The organism is Oscillospiraceae bacterium (assembly GCA_025758045.1).
Classification (GTDB): domain Bacteria; phylum Bacillota; class Clostridia; order Oscillospirales; family Ruminococcaceae; genus Gemmiger.
This window is the reverse complement of sequence record CP107208.1, coordinates 772,096-789,764: the sequence shown is the minus strand read 5'-3', so window position 1 is coordinate 789,764 and position 17,669 is coordinate 772,096. Positions and strand designations below refer to the sequence as shown.

Below are 17,669 nucleotides of genomic sequence, written 5' to 3'. Positions count from 1 at the left end.
TGCAAAAATGCTCGAGAATGTCGGGTTGCGGTACCCGCATCGTGCTTCGGGGACAAAAGCCCCTCGCACTCTGCGACCGCTGCCCCTGCTTCGGTTCGCTGTATCCGCCACCGGCGGCGCTCACCTTTGCAGCACAAAGTATTATCTGCGCTTTTTGCTTAGCAGCCGCCGCACCTCGCTCGCCGTATCGGCACTTAAAATTGCGCGGTATTGCCTCAAGTTTAAATTTTCCAACCATTGCCTTTCTCCTGAACATTGATCCTATATACAAAACCGGCGCACTGTGGCAGCAGCGCGCCGGTTTTGTTGTGGCGGGGCAGGGGAGTGGGCGGTATCCCCAAAGTGCCTGCTTGACAAAACCATGAGGTTAGTGTATTCTAAACACAGAATTAGCAAGTGCTAACTTGGAGGGAAGTATACCTATGGCAAATATTATTATTGTATTGATTTTGGTTGCCCTGGTCGGCTATGGCATTTACAGTTATGTACATCACCTGACCCACGGCGGCGGCTGCTGCGGCGAGCGTGACGCCGCCGCTAAAAAGGTCAAGGTCGAGGACCACAACAAGGCCCACTACCCCCACACCCTTGTGATGGGCGTGGACGGCATGACCTGCCAGAACTGCCAGCGCCATGTGGAAAACGCGCTGAACGTGATGCCCGGCACCTGGGCCGCCGTGGACCTGGCCGCCCAGAACGTCACCATTCTGACCAAGGACGAGGCTGACGAGGACGCCATCCGCCAGGCCATCCGCGATGCCGGTTACCTGCCGCTGCGCACCACCAGCAAAGTGTAAGGCTGCAACATTGTACCTGCGCCGCCGCCGAAAACGATGGCGGCATTTTTGTGTTTACGATAAAAGGAACTGCTTATGATGATCGACAAACGCCTCATCGGGATGATGGGAGACTCGAAACGGTACATCGCCAAAAACGTGGCGCTGCAATGGCTGGCTCTGGCCGCCAATGTGGCCATGATCTTTGCGGTCAGCCGTTATTTAGGAGCCTTGTACGACCAGCTGACCATCGGCGACACGATGGCCGGTGCCCCCAACCTGCCCTTGACGCTGGGCATCGTGGCGGCGGCGCTGCTGGTGCGTGCCGCCTGCACCCGCGGCGCGGCTGCGGCCAGCTACAACGCCAGCCGCACTGTAAAAAAGACGCTGCGCAGTGCGATTTACGAAAAACTGCTGCGCCTGGGCGGCAGCTACACCCAGGCTGTGCCCACCGCCGAGGTATTGCAGCTGGCAGGCGAAGGCGTCGAACAGCTGGAGACCTACTTTGGCGCGTACCTGCCGCAGTTTTTCTACGCCATGCTGGCGCCTGTCACCCTGTTTGTGGTGCTGGCCCCGGTCAGCGTAAAGGCAGCGGTTATCCTGATGATCTGCGTGCCGCTGATCCCGGTTTCCATCGTGGCTGTGCAGAAATTTGCCAAGCGGCTGCTGGGCAAATACTGGGGCCAGTATGCCGCCCTGGGCGATAGCTTCCTTGAAAACCTGCAGGGCCTGACCACCCTGAAGATCTACCAGGCCGACGAAGCTCGCCACCAGGCCATGAACCGCGAGGCCGAGCACTTCCGCAAAGTGACGATGAAGGTGCTGACCATGCAGCTGAACTCCATCATCGTGATGGACATCATCGCCTACGGCGGTGCGGCGCTGGGCATCGGTATCGCTGCGCGGGAGCTGGCGGTCGGTCATGTCAGCCTGAGCGGCGCACTCTGCATCCTGCTGCTGTCGGCGGATTTCTTCCTGCCCATGCGCGCGCTGGGGTCCTACTTCCATGTGGCCATGAACGGCATGGCCGCCAGCGATAAGATCTTTAAGCTGCTGGATCTGCCCGAAGCCGCCGGCAAGACCGCCGAGCCGGATGCCGATTGTGCCATCCACTGCCGTGACCTGCACTTTGGCTATGCTGCCGAAAAAGAGACGCTGCACGGCCTGAATCTCGACTTCTCCCGCGGCAGTTTCACCGCCCTGGTGGGCGAGAGCGGCTGCGGCAAATCTACCATCGCCGCCGTGCTGACCGGCCGCGCCGCGGGCTACACCGGCAGCGTGACCCTGGGCGGGCAGGAGCTTTCCGCCGTGAAGGAATCCGCCCTGCTCAGAAATGTAACGCTGGTCAGCCTGGGCAGCCACTTGTTCAAAGGCACGGTGGCCGAGAACCTGCGCATGGCCGCGCCCATGGCGGACGACAACACCCTGTGGGCTGTGCTGAAGCAGGTGCGGCTGGCGGACTTCCTGCGCAGCGAAAACGGGCTGGACACCCAGCTGAACGAGGGCGGCAGCAATCTTTCCGGCGGCCAGCGGCAGCGCCTGGCCCTGGCCCGCGCCTTGCTGCATGACAGCCCGGTCTATATCTTTGATGAAGCTACGTCCAATATCGACGTGGAGAGCGAGAACGACATCATGGCCCAGATCCAGGCATTGGCAGGCAAAAAGACTGTCATCCTGATCTCCCACCGCCTGGCCAACGTTACGGCGGCGGACAACATCTACGTGCTGGACCATGGCAGCCTGGCGGAACAGGGTACCCACGAAGCCCTGCTGGCGGCGGGCGGCACCTACGCCCGCCTGTGGACCCAGCAGCAAGAACTGGAAAATTACGGAAAGGAGGAAGCATCCCATGCCTGAGAATAAGAAAAAGACCCGCGGCAATCTGGCCGTTATGGGGCGTCTGGTAGGGCTGGTCAAGCCGCTGGCCCCCGTGATGATGGCCGCCGTGCTGCTGGGCGTGGCAGGCTTCCTCTGCGCCATTTTTATCACCGTGCTGGGCGCCTACGCGCTGCTGGACAGCATCCTGCCCGGCATGCCCATCAGCCTTGGCACCGTTTGCCTGCTGCTGCCGGTGCTGGCCATCGCCCGCGGCGTGCTGCACTATGCCGAGCAGGGCTGCAATCATTTTATCGCCTTTAAGCTGCTGGCCCTCATCCGGGATAAGGTCTTCGGCGCGCTGCGCCAGCTGGCCCCGGCTAAACTGGAGGGCCGCGACCGCGGCGACCTGATCGCCGTGCTGACGGCGGACATCGAGCTGCTGGAAGTGTTCTACGCTCACACCATTTCACCCATCTGCATCGCGGTCATCGTCAGCGCCATTATGGCGGCCTTTTTGGCGGGTTACCACTGGCTGCTTGGGCTGTATGCCCTGGGGGCCTACCTGGTCATCGGCCTGCTGGTGCCGGTGGCGGCGGCCAAGTCCGCCCGCCGCAGCGGCGAGGAATTCCGCGCGTCCTTCGGCGCGCTGAACGGCTTTGTGCTGGACAGTCTGCGCGGCGTGAGGGAAAGTCTGCAGTATGGCGACGGCCCCCATCGTCTGGCTCAGATCAACGCCCGCACTGATGAACTTTCGTCGCAGGAGCGCCGCTTAAAGCTGGCGGGCGGCACGGCCCAGGCTGTCACCGGCGGCATCATTTTGCTGCTGGACGCTGGCATGCTGGCGCTGGCGGCGGGCCTTGCCCAAAGCGGCACCATCGGCTTTGACGGCTGCCTGATCGCCGTGGTGGCGCTGATGAGCAGCTTCGGCCCGGTCATCGCCCTGGCCAACCTGGGCACCGGGCTGCAAAACACCTTTGCCGCGGGCAACCGTGTGCTGGACGTGCTGGACGAGCAACCTACCGTGCGGGAAGTGACCGGCGGCGAGGACATCGCCTTTACCGGCGCTGCCTGCCGCCGTGTGACCTTTGGCTATGGCAGTGACGTGATTTTGAACGACGTATCGCTGGAAGTGCCGCAGAACTCCGTCATCGGCATCACCGGCCGCAGCGGCAGCGGCAAATCCACGCTGCTCAAGCTGATGATGCGCTTCTGGGATACGGATCTGGGCAAAGTCGAACTGTCCGGTGTGAACATTAAAAAGATCAACACCGCCAGCCTGCGCAGCGCCGAGAGCTTCGTCGAGCAGGACACCGTGCTGTTCCACGACAGCATTGAGAAAAATCTGCGCATAGCCAACCAGAACGCCACCCACGAGCAGGTGGTGGGGGCTTGCCAAAAAGCGTCCATCCACGATTTTATCATGACCCTGCCCCAGGGCTACGATACGCCGGTAGGGGAGCTGGGCAGTACCCTTTCGGGCGGCGAGCGCCAGCGTTTGGGCGTGGCACGGGCTTTTTTGCACGATGCGCCGTATATCCTGCTGGATGAACCCACCAGCAACCTGGACAGTCTGAACGAAGCGGTAATTCTAAAGAGCCTGGCCGAGGAGCGCAAGGACAAGACGGTGGTGCTGGTCAGTCACCGCGCCTCCACCATGCGCATTGCGGACCGCACCTACTCGGTAGAGAACGGGAGGATGAGCTGATGGTCGCCAAAACACCCGCCCAAAAGCGCGAGCAGGAAAAACAGACCATGGGCCTGATGATCGAGCTGTACTGCCATGGCCACCACGGTACCAGGGGGCATGCCCTCTGCCCGGACTGTGAGGCTTTGCGCAGCTATGCCGATGCCCGGGTGGACCACTGCCCGCACATGGAGACCAAGACCTTCTGCAGTGCCTGCAAGACTCATTGCTACAAGCCCCAGATGCGGGAGGCCATCCGCCAGGTCATGCGCTGGAGCGGCCCGCGGATGATCTTCCACCACCCCGTCCTGGCGATACGGCATTTGATCGAGACGAAAAAACAGAAAAAGTAATATGCCCCTGCAAATAGGCGGCAACACGGAAAAGGCTCCCTCACAGAGGGAGCCTTTTCTGTGGAATCGCGCAGCTTGCGCCAATTCTACAAAAAGTTTTTGCAAATGCTATGGCAAACCCCTGCATAATATGGTATTATAATAAACTGAAGACTTGTAGTGTGTCTGTATATAATTGTTGAGGAGTCTTTCTACTATGAACGAAACTAAAAAACTGCGCGTTGCGCTGTTTTTCGGCGGCGTATCCAGTGAGCACGAGGTCAGCTGTGTTTCGGCCTCGACCTGGCTGCGCGCCCTGGCACAGGCCCCCTGTGCCGATCGATACGAGGTGTTCCCCGTGGGCATCACCAAGCAGGGCCGCTGGCTGGCCTGCAGTCCCACGCCCGAGGCCATGGCCGACGGCAGCTGGGAGAAGGGTGTCGACTGCACCCCTTGCGTCCTCAGCCCCGACCGCACCGACCACGGCATCTGGCTGCTGAAGGACGGCAAAGCCGAGCTGGTCCACATCGACATCTGCGCTCCCGTCATGCACGGCAAAAACGGCGAGGATGGCACCATCCAGGGCCTGTTTGAACTGGCCCGCATCCCTTACGTGGGTTGCGGCGTGCTGGGCAGCGCTGTCTGCATGGACAAAGCCGTTGCCAACACCATCATGGATGCCGCCAGTGTGCCCCACTGCAAGTGGGCCAGTGCCATCCGCGCCGAGCTGGAGGGCGACCACAAGACCCTGCTGGACAGCATTGAACAGCGCCTGGGCTACCCCATCTTCGTCAAACCCGCCAACGCCGGTTCCAGCGTTGGTATTACCAAAGCTACCGACCGTGCTGTGCTGGAGCAGGCCGTCGTGACCGCCCTGAAAGAGGATGACAAGGTCGTCTTTGAGGAGTTCATCGACGGCCAGGAGGTCGAGTGCGCCGCCATCGGCAACCCCGACGACCCCGCCACCGTCTCCACCACCCGCCCCGGCGAAATTCTGGCCGGTGCGGAGTTCTACACCTACGATGACAAGTACAAAAACGGTGTCTCTCAGACTGTCATCCCCGCCCATCTGAGCGAGGAAAAGTTGGACGAAGTCCGCACAGAGGCCCGCCGCGCGTACCTGGCCCTGGGCTGCGCCGGCCTGTCCCGCTGCGACTTCTTTGTGGAGCGCGGCACCGGCCGTGTGCTTTGCAACGAGCTGAACACCCTGCCGGGCTTTACCTCCATCAGCATGTACCCGAAACTGATGGAGCACGAGGGCTTGAGCTACGCCCAGCTGGTGGACCGCCTGCTGCAGCTGGCCCTGCACCGTCGGAAGGGGGCATACTGATGGACACCCGCCCTATCGGAGTGTTTGACAGCGGTCTGGGCGGCTTGACCGCCGTGCGCCAGCTGCGCCGCGTGCTGCCCGGCGAGGACATCATTTATTTTGGTGATACCGGCCGCGTGCCCTACGGCTCCCGCGGGCGGGAGATCATCCGCCAGTATGCCCGGCAGGACATCCGCTTTCTGCTTTCCCACGATGTAAAGTTCATTATTGCTGCCTGCGGCACAGTGTCCTCCACCTACCCGCCCGAGGAAGCCGCCCGTCTGCCGGTGCCTTTTACCGGCGTGGTGGGTGCTACGGCCCGTGCGGCGGTGGATGCCACCCGCAACGGCAAGGTGGGCATCATCGGCACGGCGGCCACGGTGCGCAGCGGTTCCTACGCGGCGGTCATCAAGGACATGAAGCCGGAGACGGAGATCGTCGCCCGCGCCTGCCCCATGTTCGTGCCGCTGGTGGAAAACGGCTATGTGAACGACGGCAACCCCGTCACCAAGCTCATCATCGCCGAGTATCTGCAGGAGGTAAAGGATGCCGGGGTCGACACCCTGATCCTGGGCTGCACCCACTATCCGCTGTTGAAAAAGATGATCGGCGATTTCATGGGCAGCGATGTCACCCTGATCGATTCCGGAAAGGTCACGGCCCAGGCGGCCGCGGCGGCGCTGGCGGATCTGGGCCTGCTGAACGGCCGCACCGAGGGCGGCAACGCCCATTACTACGTCAGCGACACGCCGGATAACTTCGACGAACTGGAACATCGCTTCCTAGGCGAATACGCCGGCGGCCCTGTTGAGCAGATCGCGATTGAAACTTACTAAGGCAACACCGCACAATTCCCGCCTAACGGCTTAAGCACCGCTCCGGCGGATCTCCGCGCCAAGAGCCGCCGCAAGCGGCGGTTGCGCTCCGAAGCGCCTCGCTGCGGCTCGGTGTGCGGCACGGCATCTGCGTTGCCAAAATGCTCGATAATGTCGGGTTGCGGTACCCGCATCGTGCTTCGGGGACAAAAGCCCCTCGCACTCTGCGACCGCTGCCCCTGCTTCGGTTCGCTGTATCCGCCACTGGCGGCGCTCACCTTTGCAGCACAAAGTATTATCTGCGCTTTTGGCTTAGCATCTGCCGCACCTCGCTCGCCGTATCGGCACTTAGAATTATGCGGTATTGCCCTAAATAAGCATCTTCTGCCAAAAGGCCCCCTCTGGGAGGGTGACTCCCCACAGCGTGGGGAGACGTCGCGTAGCGACAGAGGGGTCCGGCCGCGTAAGCGGCCCCGCGAAGCGGGTAGGGGAGAGAGCCTACCCTTAAGCACAAACTTATATTTGTATAAGGAAAAACCATGCAGGAAAATTTTCTCATCACCATCAAAGGCACCATGGAGCAGCGCGGCGACAGCGACACCGTCGAACTGATGACCCGCGGCTCACTCGTCCACAAAGAGGGTGCCTATTATATCGTTTATAAAGAAACCGAAGCCACCGGCTACGAAGGATGCACCACCACCGTCAAGGTGGCCGAAGATGCCCGTAAAGTATCAATGCTGCGTTACGGCAAGGTGCCCAGCCAGCTTATCATTGAGAAAGGCACCCGCCATCTCTGCCATTACGAGACCGGCTACGGTGCCATCAGCCTGGGCGTCGCCGCCGATGTCATCGAGCATGAACTGACCGAGGAGGGTGGCAAGCTGAAATTCAGCTATACGCTGGATTCCGGCGCCGAGAATTTCATCAGCCGCAACCTCGTGGACATCACGGTGGAAGCCCTGCCCAAAAACGCCGAAAACTAAGGCAATACCGCATAATTCTAAGTGCCGATACGGCGAGCGAGGTGCGGCAGCTGCTAAGCCAAAAGCGCAGATAATACTTTGTGTATTATCGAGCATTTTGGCAACGCAGTTGCCGTGCCGCAGCCGCCGGAGCGGTGCTTAAGCCGTAAGGCGGGAATTGTGCGGTGCTGCCCTAAGTCGTACAAAAGCAAAACTCCCACAGGAGGTAACCTATGGACTATAAAAACTACAACCCCCGCCAGGCCGCGCTGACCGAAGCCCGCGCCCTGCTGACCGATGCCGCCAAGGCCGCCGTGGCCGATGGCGCCCTGCCCGCCGCAGAACTGCCCGATTTCATCGTCGAGATCCCGGCGGATGTCAAAAACGGTGACGTAGCATCCAACATTGCCATGGCCGGTGCCCGTGCTTTCCATAAGGCACCCCGCCAGATCGCTGAGGCCATCACCGCCAAGCTGGACCTGAACGGCACGCTGTTCTCCGGCGTGGACATTGCAGGCCCCGGCTTCATCAACCTGTTCCTGGGTCAGGATTGGTTCACCAGCGTTGTCCGCGCCGCCTGCGCCAACCCGGAATACGGCCGCACCGACGCCGGTGCCGGCAAAAAGTATAACGTGGAGTTCGTTTCCGCCAACCCCACCGGCCCCATGCACATGGGTAACGCCCGCGGCGGTGCCCTGGGTGACGGTCTGGCCGCCTGCCTGGATTGGGCCGGCTGCGATGTCACCCGCGAGTTCTATATCAACGACGCCGGCAACCAGATCCAGAAGTTCGGCAAGAGCCTGGCCATCCGCTACCTGCAGCTGTACAAGGGCGAGGAAGCCTGCCCGCTGCCCGAGGAGTGCTACCAGGGCGCTGACATCATTCAGCGCGCCAAGGAGTTTGCTGAGGTCCATGGCGACAGCTATGTCAATGCCGACTTCGAGGAGCTGAAAGAGGCTCTCATTGCCGACGCCCTGCCCAAGAACATTGCCGGCCTGCAGCGCGACCTGGGCAAGTATCGTATCGATTATGATGTCTGGTTCCACGAGAGCGACCTGCACAAGTCCGGTGCGGTCCAGGCGGTTGTGGATAAGCTGCTGGAGATCGGTGCCTGCTACAAGGCCGAGGACGGCGCTATCATGTACCGCAGCGCCCAGTACGCCGCCAAGTACGGCGTCGTCAACAAGAAAAAGGCTGACGACGGCAGCGAGGAAGAGGCTAAGGACGAGGTCCTCGTCCGTGCCAACGGCATCCCCACCTACTTCGCCGCCGACATCGCCTACCATTATAATAAGCTGGCCGTCCGCGGCTTTGACAAGGCCATCGACGTCTGGGGCGCCGACCACCACGGCCACGTGGCTCGCATGAAGGGTGCTATGGATGCCATCGGCCTGGACGGCAATCGCCTGGACATCGTGCTGATGCAGATGGTCAACCTGATGCGCGACGGCAAGCCCGTGCGTATGAGCAAGCGTACCGGCAAGGCCATCACCCTGACCGACCTGCTGGACGAGGTGCCTATCGATTCCGCCCGTTTCTTCTTCAATCAGCGCGAAAGCTCCTCCACCCTGGACTTTGACCTCGACCTGGCCGTGCGCAACGACAGTGAAAACCCCGTCTACTATGTGCAGTATGCCCACGCCCGCATCTGCTCCGTGCTGAAAAAGCTGGAGAGCGAGGGCATCACCTTCAACGGCGTGGACGGTGTTGATGCCTCCGTGCTGACCGACCCCGCCGAGCAGGCCCTGATCCGCCTGCTGGCCGCCTTCCCGGCAGAGATCGTGGCCGCGGCCGATAAGTACGACCCCGCCCGCATCACCCGCTACTGCATCGATGTGGCCTCGGCTTACCACCGCTTCTATAACGCCTGCCGCATCATGGGCACCGAGGGTGCTGTCCAGCAGGGCCGCATTGCCCTGTGTCTCGCCGTGCGCGGCGTCATCCGCAACATCCTGACCATGTTCAAAGTCAGCGTGCCGGAAACGATGTAAAAGTGTGAAAAAATCCCTTGACAAGGCACGGTTTCTATGGTAAACTATTGCCTGTAAAAAAAGCAGCAACCGGCAGTAGGCCGTCGGCTCACCTTGCGGGCGCAAAGCCCCGGGTCATACCAGATACGCACTTGGTGCGCAACTACGTATGTTCGGCGGCTGCTTTTATGGCAGCCGCTTTTATCATTTATCATACACTTGTGGGAGGTGTGTTCCAATCGCCAGCAACAGCAATTCCAAGGAACTGGAAATCAATGAGCAGATCCGCGATAAAGAGATCCGCCTGATCGGGGCGGACGGCGCGCAGATGGGCATTATGAGCCCGCGCGACGCACTGCGTATGGCTATCGACAAAGATCTTGACCTGGTCAAGGTTGCGCCGCAGGCCAAGCCGCCGGTGTGCAAGATCCTGGATTACGGCAAGTACCGTTTCGAGATGCAGAAAAAGGAAAAGGAAGCCAAGAAGAACCAGAAAGTGGTTGAACTCAAGGAGATCCGCCTTTCCCTGAATATCGACACCAACGACTTCAACACCAAGGTGAACCAGGCTGCCAAATTCCTGCAGCAGGGTCACAAGCTCAAGGTGAGCATCCGGTTCCGCGGCCGTGAAATGGCACATACCAGCCTGGGTCTGGAAGTGCACAAGCGGTTTGCCGATGCGTTGGCAGGCAAGGCCGTCATCGACAAGCAGCCCAAGCTTGAGGGCCGCAGCATGATGATGTTCATGTCCCCCGCACCCAACAAGTAAGAAGTAACTCTTTAGGAGGAAACAACAATGGCTAAAATGAAGCTCAAGACCCTTTCCGGCGCAAAGAAGCGCTTCAAGATGACTGCTTCCGGTAAGATCAAGCGCAATGCGACCAAGCGCCGCCACATCCTGACCAAGAAGACCACCAAGCTCACCCGCGGCCTGCGCATGCCCAAGTATGTCGACAAGACCAACGAGGCTGCTGTCAAGAAAATGATGCCCTACGGCGGCTAATCGCCCCGCGGCAAGGTCAGTTAACTTAAGAGTGTATAAAGGAGATATAAACCATGGCTCGTATTAAAGGCGCTACCATGACGCACAAGCGTCGTGCTAAAACTCTCAAACTCGCAAAGGGCTACTACGGTGCTAAGTCCAAGCACTTCCGCATGGCCAAGCAGGCCGTCATGAAGTCCGGCAACTACGCTTTCGTTGGCCGTAAGCAGAAGAAGCGTCAGTTCCGCAACCTGTGGATCACCCGCATCAACAACGCTGTTCGCGCTCAGGGCATGAACTACTCCAGCTTCATGAACGGCCTGAAGAAGGCTGGCGTCGAGCTGAACCGCAAGATGCTGTCTGAAATGGCTATCCACGATCCCGCCAGCTTCAACGCTCTGGTCGAGACCGCCAAGAAGGCTCTGTAATAATTCTTGCAAAAAGACTCACGCGCACGCGTGAGTCCTTTTGTGTTTAAAGGGGAAAGCTATAGCACAGCCGTTTTACGGCTTACTGTGGGTAGCTTTCCTGCATAGGGAATCCCTATCGTTCATAAAACAACATTGATTTTACGGGAGAGGGGCGCTAAAATGGATATAATCACCAGCCGCGACAACGCAGGCGTAAAGTATGCCTGCACACTGCGCGATAGTGAGAAGCAGCGCGCGGCAGAGGGGCTGTTTTTTGCCGAGGGGCCGAAGCTTTGCCTGGAACTGGCCAAAAGCTGCACCCCGCGCACGGCTTATGCCACCGAGGCGGCTATGGAAAAGACGCCCGCGTTGGAAAGCTTGCGCCCCACGCTGATCGCGCCTCACGTGGCCGAAAAGCTGGCGGGCACCAAGACGAGCCAGGGCGTGTTTGTGCTGTTTGAACAGCCCGCGCCCCCGGTAGAGCAGCTGGACACCGCCACCCACATCCTGGCGCTGGAAGGCGTGCAGGACCCCGGCAATGTGGGCACCCTGCTGCGCAGCGCCGCGGCCTTTGGGTACGACCTGGTCCTGTTGGGACCGGGGTGCGCCGCACCGTTTTCGCCCAAAACACTGCGCTCCTCGATGGGCGCGGCCGGGCGGCTGCCGGTACTGCATGTGGACGACCTGCCCGCCACCCTGCAAGGCCTGCGCGCCCGGGGTGTAGCCTGCCTGGCCACCGCTCTGTACAACTCCCGCCCGCTGGGTGAAGCCGGGCAGGAGTTCCCGCAGGGACTCTGCGTAGTCATTGGCAGCGAGGGACAGGGCCTGACGGATGCCACCGTGGCCGCCTGTGACCTGGCTGTGCGTATCCCGATGACAGACCAGGTGGAAAGCCTGAACGCCGGTGTGGCCGGCAGCGTGCTGCTGTGGCAGTTCCGCAATGTGTAAAAACATAGTATAATAAGGGAAGGGGAGACGCGCGTGGATAAGACACTGGCCTGGCTTTGGCTGGCGGATGCCGTTGGTTCTGCCTGCCAGAACGCCCGCGATCTGCTGGCGCTCTACCCCGACCTAGAAGCTTTATACGAAGCCCTGTGCGCCGGGCGGGAAGCACCGCCCTACTTTTTGAGCGACCACGCCGTCGCCCAGCTGTGCGACACCACCCCCTTTGATTATGAGGAGCGGCTGGATCACTGTCTGCTGACCGGTGTGGAGATCATCACTCCCGATGATGCCGCCTACCCGGATCGCTTGCGGGACCTGCCGGATATGCCGCTGGTGCTGTACGTCACCGGCGAGTCCGCCTGCCTGAACGGCCACCGCTATGTGGGCATGGTGGGCACCCGCCGCCCCAGCGCTTACGGGCGGCAGGCGGCGTTTGACCTTTCGCTGGAGATGGCCAAACAGGGAGCCGTCATTGTCAGCGGTCTGGCGGACGGTCTCGACAGTGAGGGCCATCGCGCGGCGGTGGAAGCTGGCACACCCACCGTGGCGTTCCTCGGAACGGCCATCGATACGACCTACCCCGCCGCCAATGTCAAATTGCGCCAGCGCATCGAGAAAGGCGGCGGCGCCGTCTGCAGCGAGTACCCGCCCGGCTACCAGGGTAAGCAAAAGGGCACCTTTCTGGCCCGCAACCGGCTGATCGCCGGCCTGTCGGAGGTGCTTTGTGTGGCCGAGGCTCGCATCCGCAGCGGCACGCTGAACACCGTGTCCCACGCCGAAAGCCTGGGCCGCCCGGTGCTGGCCGTGCCGGGCAGTATTTACAGCGCCCAAAGCCAGGGAACCAACGAGCTGCTGCGCTCCGGCCGGGCCGGGGTGCTGTGCCAGGCAGCGGATGTGCTGGCCTGTATGGGCGTGGAAAGTGAAAGCGCCGCGCCGGAGCAATCGGCCTTTGCGGTGGAACAAACCAGCCCCGACGCCCAGGCCGTCTATGCGGCACTGGGCCCCACGCCCAAAGGCGTGGACGAGTTGGCCGCTGCCACCGGCCTGTCCGCCAGCCGGGTGCTGGCCGCCTGTACCGAATTGGAGTTGTACGGCGGTGCACAAAGTCAGCCGGGACGGCGCTATGTCGCCCTGTAAAATATAGAGTTAAGTTGAGGTAACCTATGCCGAAATTAGTCATAGTGGAGTCCCCCGCCAAAGCAAAGACCATCAGCAAATACCTGGGCCGGGGCTATAAAGTTACGGCCAGCATGGGCCACGTGCGTGACCTGCCCGCCAGCCAGCTGGGCATTGATGTGGACAACGGCTTTGCGCCGAAGTATATCACCATCAAGGGCAAGCAGAAACTGGTCAAAGAGCTGAAAGCCGAGGCTAAAAAGTGCGACGGCGTCCTGCTTGCAACCGACCCGGACCGCGAAGGCGAAGCCATCAGCTGGCATCTGGCCAACATTTTGGGCCTGGACCCCGCCGCCCCCAACCGCGTGACCTTTGACGAGATCACCAAAAAGGGCGTCAAGGAGGGTATGGCCCATCCCCGTGCCATCAACATTGATCTGTTCAACGCCCAGCAGGCCCGGCGCGAACTGGACCGCCTGGTGGGCTACAAGCTCAGCCCGTTCCTGTGGCGCAAGGTCCGCCGCGGCCTCTCCGCCGGCCGTGTGCAGAGCGTGGCGGTGCGCCTGATCCGCGACCGCGAGCTGGAAATTGAAAACTTCAAGCCCGATGAATATTGGAACATCGACGCCGCGCTGTACCCCCAGAGCAACAGCAAAAACGGCTTTACGGCCCGCCTGGCCGCTACCGCTGACGGCAAAAAGCTGACCGTCACCAACAAAGAGCAGGCCGATACCATCGTGGCCGCGCTGGATGGTAAAAGCTACACCATCTCCAAACTGGAAAAAGGCAAGCGCCGCCGCCAGCCCGCGCCGCCCTTTATCACTTCCACCCTGCAGCAGGACGCCAGCCGTGCCTTTGGCTTCTCGGCCACCCGCACAATGCGCGCTGCCCAGACATTGTACGAAGGCATGGACATTGCAGGCCACGGCACCGTGGGTCTGATCACCTACATGCGTACCGACTCGCTGCGCATCGCCGCCGAGGCCAGCGCCGCCGCCAAACAGTTCATCGCGGGCCGCTGGGGCGACAACTACGTCTGCAACACCCAGCGCAAGTGGAAGTCCCGCTCGGCCACGGCCGCCCAGGACGCCCACGAAGCGATCCGCCCGTCTATGCCGGAACTGACCCCCGATGAAGTGGAGCAGAGCATCAGCGGCGACACCGCCAAACTGTACCGCCTGATCTGGAGCCGCTTTATGGCCAGCCAGATGGCCGACTGCATCCAGGATACCGTCTCGGTGTCCATCACGGCAGGGGATTACCTCTTCCGTGCATCTGGCTTCCGCGTGTCTTTTGACGGCTTCACCGCCCTGTACGAGGAATCCACCGACGACAAGCAGAAAAAGGAGACCGCCCTGCCCCCGCTGGAGGAGGGCCAGACCCTCAAACTGCGCAGCCTGACGGCAGACCAGAAGTTCACCCAGCCGCCGCCGCTCTACACCGAAGCCACGCTGATCCACGCACTGGAAGAAAACGGCATCGGCCGCCCTTCCACCTACGCGCCCATCATCACCACCATCGTTGACCGCGGCTATGTGGAAAAAGACCAGAAAAAGCTGAAAACCACCCCGCTGGGTCAGGCCGTCAACACTGTGATGATGGAGCAGTTCCCCAACATTGTAGATGTGAAATTCAGCGCAGATATGGAGAAAAAGCTGGATATTATCGAGGCTGGCAAGGCTGACTGGGTCCAGACCATCGATGACTTCTACAAAGGCTTTGCCAAGAGCCTGGAGGACGCCGAGAAGAACATGGAGGGCAAGCGCGTCAAGGTCGAGGACATCCCCACCGACGAGATCTGCGAAAAGTGCGGCCGCCCCATGGTCATCAAATCCGGCCGGTACGGCAAGTTCGTGGCTTGCTCCGGCTTCCCGGAGTGCCGCAACGCCCACCCGCTGGTCAAAGATACCGGCGGCATCTGCCCGGAGTGCGGCGGCCACATGCTGGTGCGCAAAAGCGCGAAAGGGCGCATTTATTACGGCTGCAGCAACTACCCCAAGTGCAACTTTATGACCTGGGACGAGCCTGTGCCTGAAAAATGCCCCCAGTGCGGCCAGACCCTGTTTAAGAAAAAAGGCCAGCTCTACTGCGCCAAAGAGGGCTGCGGCTTTACGAAGCCTATCGAAAAGAAGTAAAAAATGGCGGAATAACGCCGAAACCATAACGGAGTGACTATGCAAGTAAACGTGATCGGTGCCGGTCTGGCGGGGTGCGAAGCCGCGCTGTGGCTGGCGGACGCCGGTGTGCAGGTAGACCTGTACGAACAAAAACCGGGCAAGTTTTCGCCCGCCCATAAAAGTGCCGGCTTTGCCGAGCTGATCTGCTCCAATTCGCTGAAAGCCGAGCGCCCGGACTCTGCCTCCGGCCTGCTCAAGCTGGAAATGAAGATGATGGGAAGCCACCTGCTGAAGGCGGCCGAGACCGCCCGCGTGGCGGCCGGCGGTGCGCTGGCAGTGGACCGGGATGTCTTCTCCGCCGCCGTTACTGAGATGGTGGAAAAGCACCCGAATATCACAGTGCATCGTGAGGAAGTGACCGCTCTCGACGAAAGCGCCCCCGTGCTGGTAGCCTCCGGCCCGCTGACCGAGGGAGCCCTGGCGGACGCCGTGGCCGGCCTGACCGGTGACCACCGCCTGAGCTTTTTTGACGCGGTAGCGCCCATCGTTACCGCCGAAAGCCTGGACTACGAGAAGGTCTTCGCTGCTTCCCGCTATGGCCGCGGCGAGGCCGATTACCTTAACTGCCCCTTTAACAAGGAAGAGTACGAGGCTTTCCACGCCGAGCTGATCGCCGCCGAGCGCGCGCCGCTCCACGATTTTGACGGCGATCTCACCGTCTACGAGGGCTGCATGCCCATCGAGGTCATGGCTGCCCGCGGGGCTGATACGATCCGCTTTGGCCCGCTGCGCCCGGTGGGCCTGCGGGACCCCCGCACCGGGCACCGCCCCTGGGCGGCTGTGCAGCTGCGCGCCGAGAACACCGCCCGCACGCTGTACAACCTCGTCGGCTTCCAGACGAACCTCAAATGGGGTGAGCAGAAGCGGGTGTTCAGTATGATCCCGGGCCTCGAGCATGCCGAGTTCGTGCGTTACGGCGTCATGCACCGCAACACATTTTTGGAAAGCCCCAGCGTGCTGACCGGGCAGCAATTTCTGAAAGAACACCCCAACGTGTTTTTTGCGGGCCAGATCACCGGCTTTGAGGGCTATATGGAAAGCGCCGCCAGCGGCTTGCTGGCTGCCCGCCAGATCTTGGCCCGCCTGCAGGGCCGTGAGCTGCCCCCGCCGCCCGCCAGCACGATGTGTGGTGCGCTGCTGGATTATATCACCACGCCCAACAAGGACTTCCAGCCCATGGGCGCGAACATGGGCATCTTGCCCCGCACCGAAGAAATCAACACCATCCGCGATAAGCGCGAGCGCTACGCCGCTCTTTCGCAGAACGCACAAAACGCCATGCACGCATGGGTGGAGGAATACAAATGAAAATTTTAGTAGATGCCATGGGCGGCGATAACGCCCCGCTGTGCGTTTTGCAGGGCGCTTCTCAGGCTGCGGCCGAGTTTGGCGACAGCATGGAGCTGGTGCTGCTGGGCGAAGAAGACGCTATCAAGGATTGCGCCGCCCAGAACAAGATTGACCTGGCACCATTCACCATTATCAACTGCACCGAGAATATCGACATGCACGACGACCCCGTCAAGGCTGTGCGCCACAAAAAGGATTCCAGCCTGGTCAAGGGCCTGACGATGCTGAAAAACGACGAGGCGGACGCCTTTGTCAGCGCCGGTTCCACCGGTGCACTGCATGTGGGCACCAGCCTGATCGTGCGGACGATCAAAGGTGTCAAGCGCCCGGCGCTGGCTACCCCGATGCCCGGCGCGAAGCAGAACTTTCTGCTGCTGGATTGCGGCGCCAACGTCGAGTGCCGCTCCGAAATGCTGAACGCCTTCGGCACCATGGGCAGCGTCTACGCCGAGAAGGTCATGGGCCGCACCGCCCCCAAAGTCGCGCTGGTCAATAACGGCGCCGAGGAGACCAAGGGCACGCCCATCTACCGCGAGGCCCACCAGCTGCTCAAAGCTAACCCCTGTATCCATTTCGCCGGCAACATCGAGCCGCGCTACATCATGGATGGCGAGGTGGACGTCGTCGTCTGCGACGGTTTCGTCGGCAACGTGGTCCTCAAGCTGACCGAGGGCGTCGCCAAAACGCTGCTGGGCATGCTGAAGAAAATTTTCCTGCAAAACCTCATCACCAAGCTCAGCTACCTGGGCATCAAAGGCGGCCTGGGCGAGCTGAAACGGATGATGGACTCTGAGGAAGTGGGCGGTGCACCGCTGCTGGGCGCTGCCAAGCCGGTCATCAAGGCCCACGGTTCCAGTCACGCTAAAGGCATCAAAAACGCCATCCGCCAGGCCAAGCTGTGCGTCGCCAACGACCTGTGCGGCACCATGCAGACCGCCCTGGCCGCTGTGGCCGAAAAGGCCGAAGCCGAGAAAGCCGAGCCTGTAAAAGAGTAAACGCTATCGTACTGTTGTTTTAAGA

Annotated in this window: 16 protein-coding genes; all 16 read left to right on the top strand. The window is 61.0% G+C overall.

All coding sequences use genetic code 11. The annotated features are described in order from the left end of the window. Window positions 1–422: 422 nt before the first annotated feature. The 16 genes from OGM81_03880 (at window position 423) to plsX (ending at window position 17,644) form a co-directional block, all read left to right on the top strand. Complete coding sequence (locus OGM81_03880; GenBank protein ID UYJ44283.1) at window positions 423–797, top strand: heavy-metal-associated domain-containing protein; 375 nt, start codon at window positions 423–425, stop codon at window positions 795–797. Between the two features lie 75 nt (window positions 798–872). Then, entirely contained in the window at window positions 873–2,633 is a 1,761-nt protein-coding gene (locus OGM81_03875; protein UYJ44282.1) for an ABC transporter ATP-binding protein/permease, read from the top strand. Next, entirely contained in the window at window positions 2,626–4,299 is a 1,674-nt protein-coding gene (locus tag OGM81_03870) for an ABC transporter ATP-binding protein/permease (protein UYJ44281.1), read from the top strand. The genes OGM81_03875 and OGM81_03870 overlap by 8 nt, the downstream gene beginning before the upstream one ends. Then, window positions 4,299–4,631, top strand: a complete 333-nt coding sequence (locus OGM81_03865; protein ID UYJ44280.1) for a nitrous oxide-stimulated promoter family protein — start codon at window positions 4,299–4,301, stop codon at window positions 4,629–4,631. Before OGM81_03870 ends, OGM81_03865 begins: the two co-directional genes overlap by 1 nt. 196 nt (window positions 4,632–4,827) lie before the next feature. Continuing rightward, entirely contained in the window at window positions 4,828–5,940 is a 1,113-nt protein-coding gene (locus OGM81_03860; protein UYJ44279.1) for a D-alanine--D-alanine ligase, read from the top strand. Beyond that, window positions 5,940–6,755: a glutamate racemase gene (murI, locus tag OGM81_03855; GenBank protein ID UYJ44278.1), complete on the top strand. Its 816-nt coding sequence runs from the start codon at window positions 5,940–5,942 to the stop codon at window positions 6,753–6,755. The genes OGM81_03860 and murI overlap by 1 nt, the downstream gene beginning before the upstream one ends. A 518-nt stretch (window positions 6,756–7,273) precedes the next feature. Further along, the gene (locus OGM81_03850; GenBank protein ID UYJ44277.1) at window positions 7,274–7,720 is read left to right on the top strand and encodes a DUF1934 domain-containing protein; all 447 of its coding nucleotides are present in this window, start codon (window positions 7,274–7,276) and stop codon (window positions 7,718–7,720) included. 212 nt (window positions 7,721–7,932) lie between these two features. Continuing rightward, window positions 7,933–9,690 carry an arginine--tRNA ligase gene (gene argS, locus OGM81_03845; GenBank protein ID UYJ44276.1) on the top strand — a complete coding sequence of 586 codons (1,758 nt, stop codon included), beginning with the start codon at window positions 7,933–7,935 and terminating at the stop codon, window positions 9,688–9,690. A 148-nt stretch (window positions 9,691–9,838) separates the two neighbouring features. Then, window positions 9,839–10,438, top strand: coding sequence for a translation initiation factor IF-3 (infC, locus tag OGM81_03840; GenBank protein UYJ44275.1), 600 nt, complete (start codon window positions 9,839–9,841; stop codon window positions 10,436–10,438). A 27-nt stretch (window positions 10,439–10,465) separates the two neighbouring features. Beyond that, a complete protein-coding gene (gene rpmI / locus OGM81_03835; GenBank protein ID UYJ44274.1) occupies window positions 10,466–10,672 on the top strand; it encodes a 50S ribosomal protein L35 in 207 nt (68 codons plus the stop codon). Window positions 10,673–10,725: 53 nt separating this feature from the next. After that, window positions 10,726–11,079 carry a 50S ribosomal protein L20 gene (gene rplT / locus OGM81_03830; protein UYJ44273.1) on the top strand — a complete coding sequence of 118 codons (354 nt, stop codon included), beginning with the start codon at window positions 10,726–10,728 and terminating at the stop codon, window positions 11,077–11,079. 162 nt (window positions 11,080–11,241) lie between these two features. Next, window positions 11,242–12,009 carry an RNA methyltransferase gene (locus OGM81_03825; protein UYJ44272.1) on the top strand — a complete coding sequence of 256 codons (768 nt, stop codon included), beginning with the start codon at window positions 11,242–11,244 and terminating at the stop codon, window positions 12,007–12,009. Between the two features lie 33 nt (window positions 12,010–12,042). Next, the gene (gene dprA / locus OGM81_03820; protein ID UYJ44271.1) at window positions 12,043–13,143 is read left to right on the top strand and encodes a DNA-processing protein DprA; all 1,101 of its coding nucleotides are present in this window, start codon (window positions 12,043–12,045) and stop codon (window positions 13,141–13,143) included. A gap of 26 nt (window positions 13,144–13,169) precedes the next feature. After that, a complete protein-coding gene (gene topA, locus OGM81_03815) occupies window positions 13,170–15,257 on the top strand; it encodes a type I DNA topoisomerase (GenBank protein UYJ44270.1) in 2,088 nt (695 codons plus the stop codon). A 39-nt stretch (window positions 15,258–15,296) separates the two neighbouring features. Further along, window positions 15,297–16,607, top strand: a complete 1,311-nt coding sequence (gene trmFO, locus OGM81_03810) for a methylenetetrahydrofolate--tRNA-(uracil(54)-C(5))-methyltransferase (FADH(2)-oxidizing) TrmFO (GenBank protein ID UYJ44269.1) — start codon at window positions 15,297–15,299, stop codon at window positions 16,605–16,607. After that, window positions 16,604–17,644, top strand: coding sequence for a phosphate acyltransferase PlsX (gene plsX, locus OGM81_03805; GenBank protein UYJ44268.1), 1,041 nt, complete (start codon window positions 16,604–16,606; stop codon window positions 17,642–17,644). The genes trmFO and plsX overlap by 4 nt, the downstream gene beginning before the upstream one ends. The last annotated feature ends 25 nt before the right edge of the window (window positions 17,645–17,669 follow it).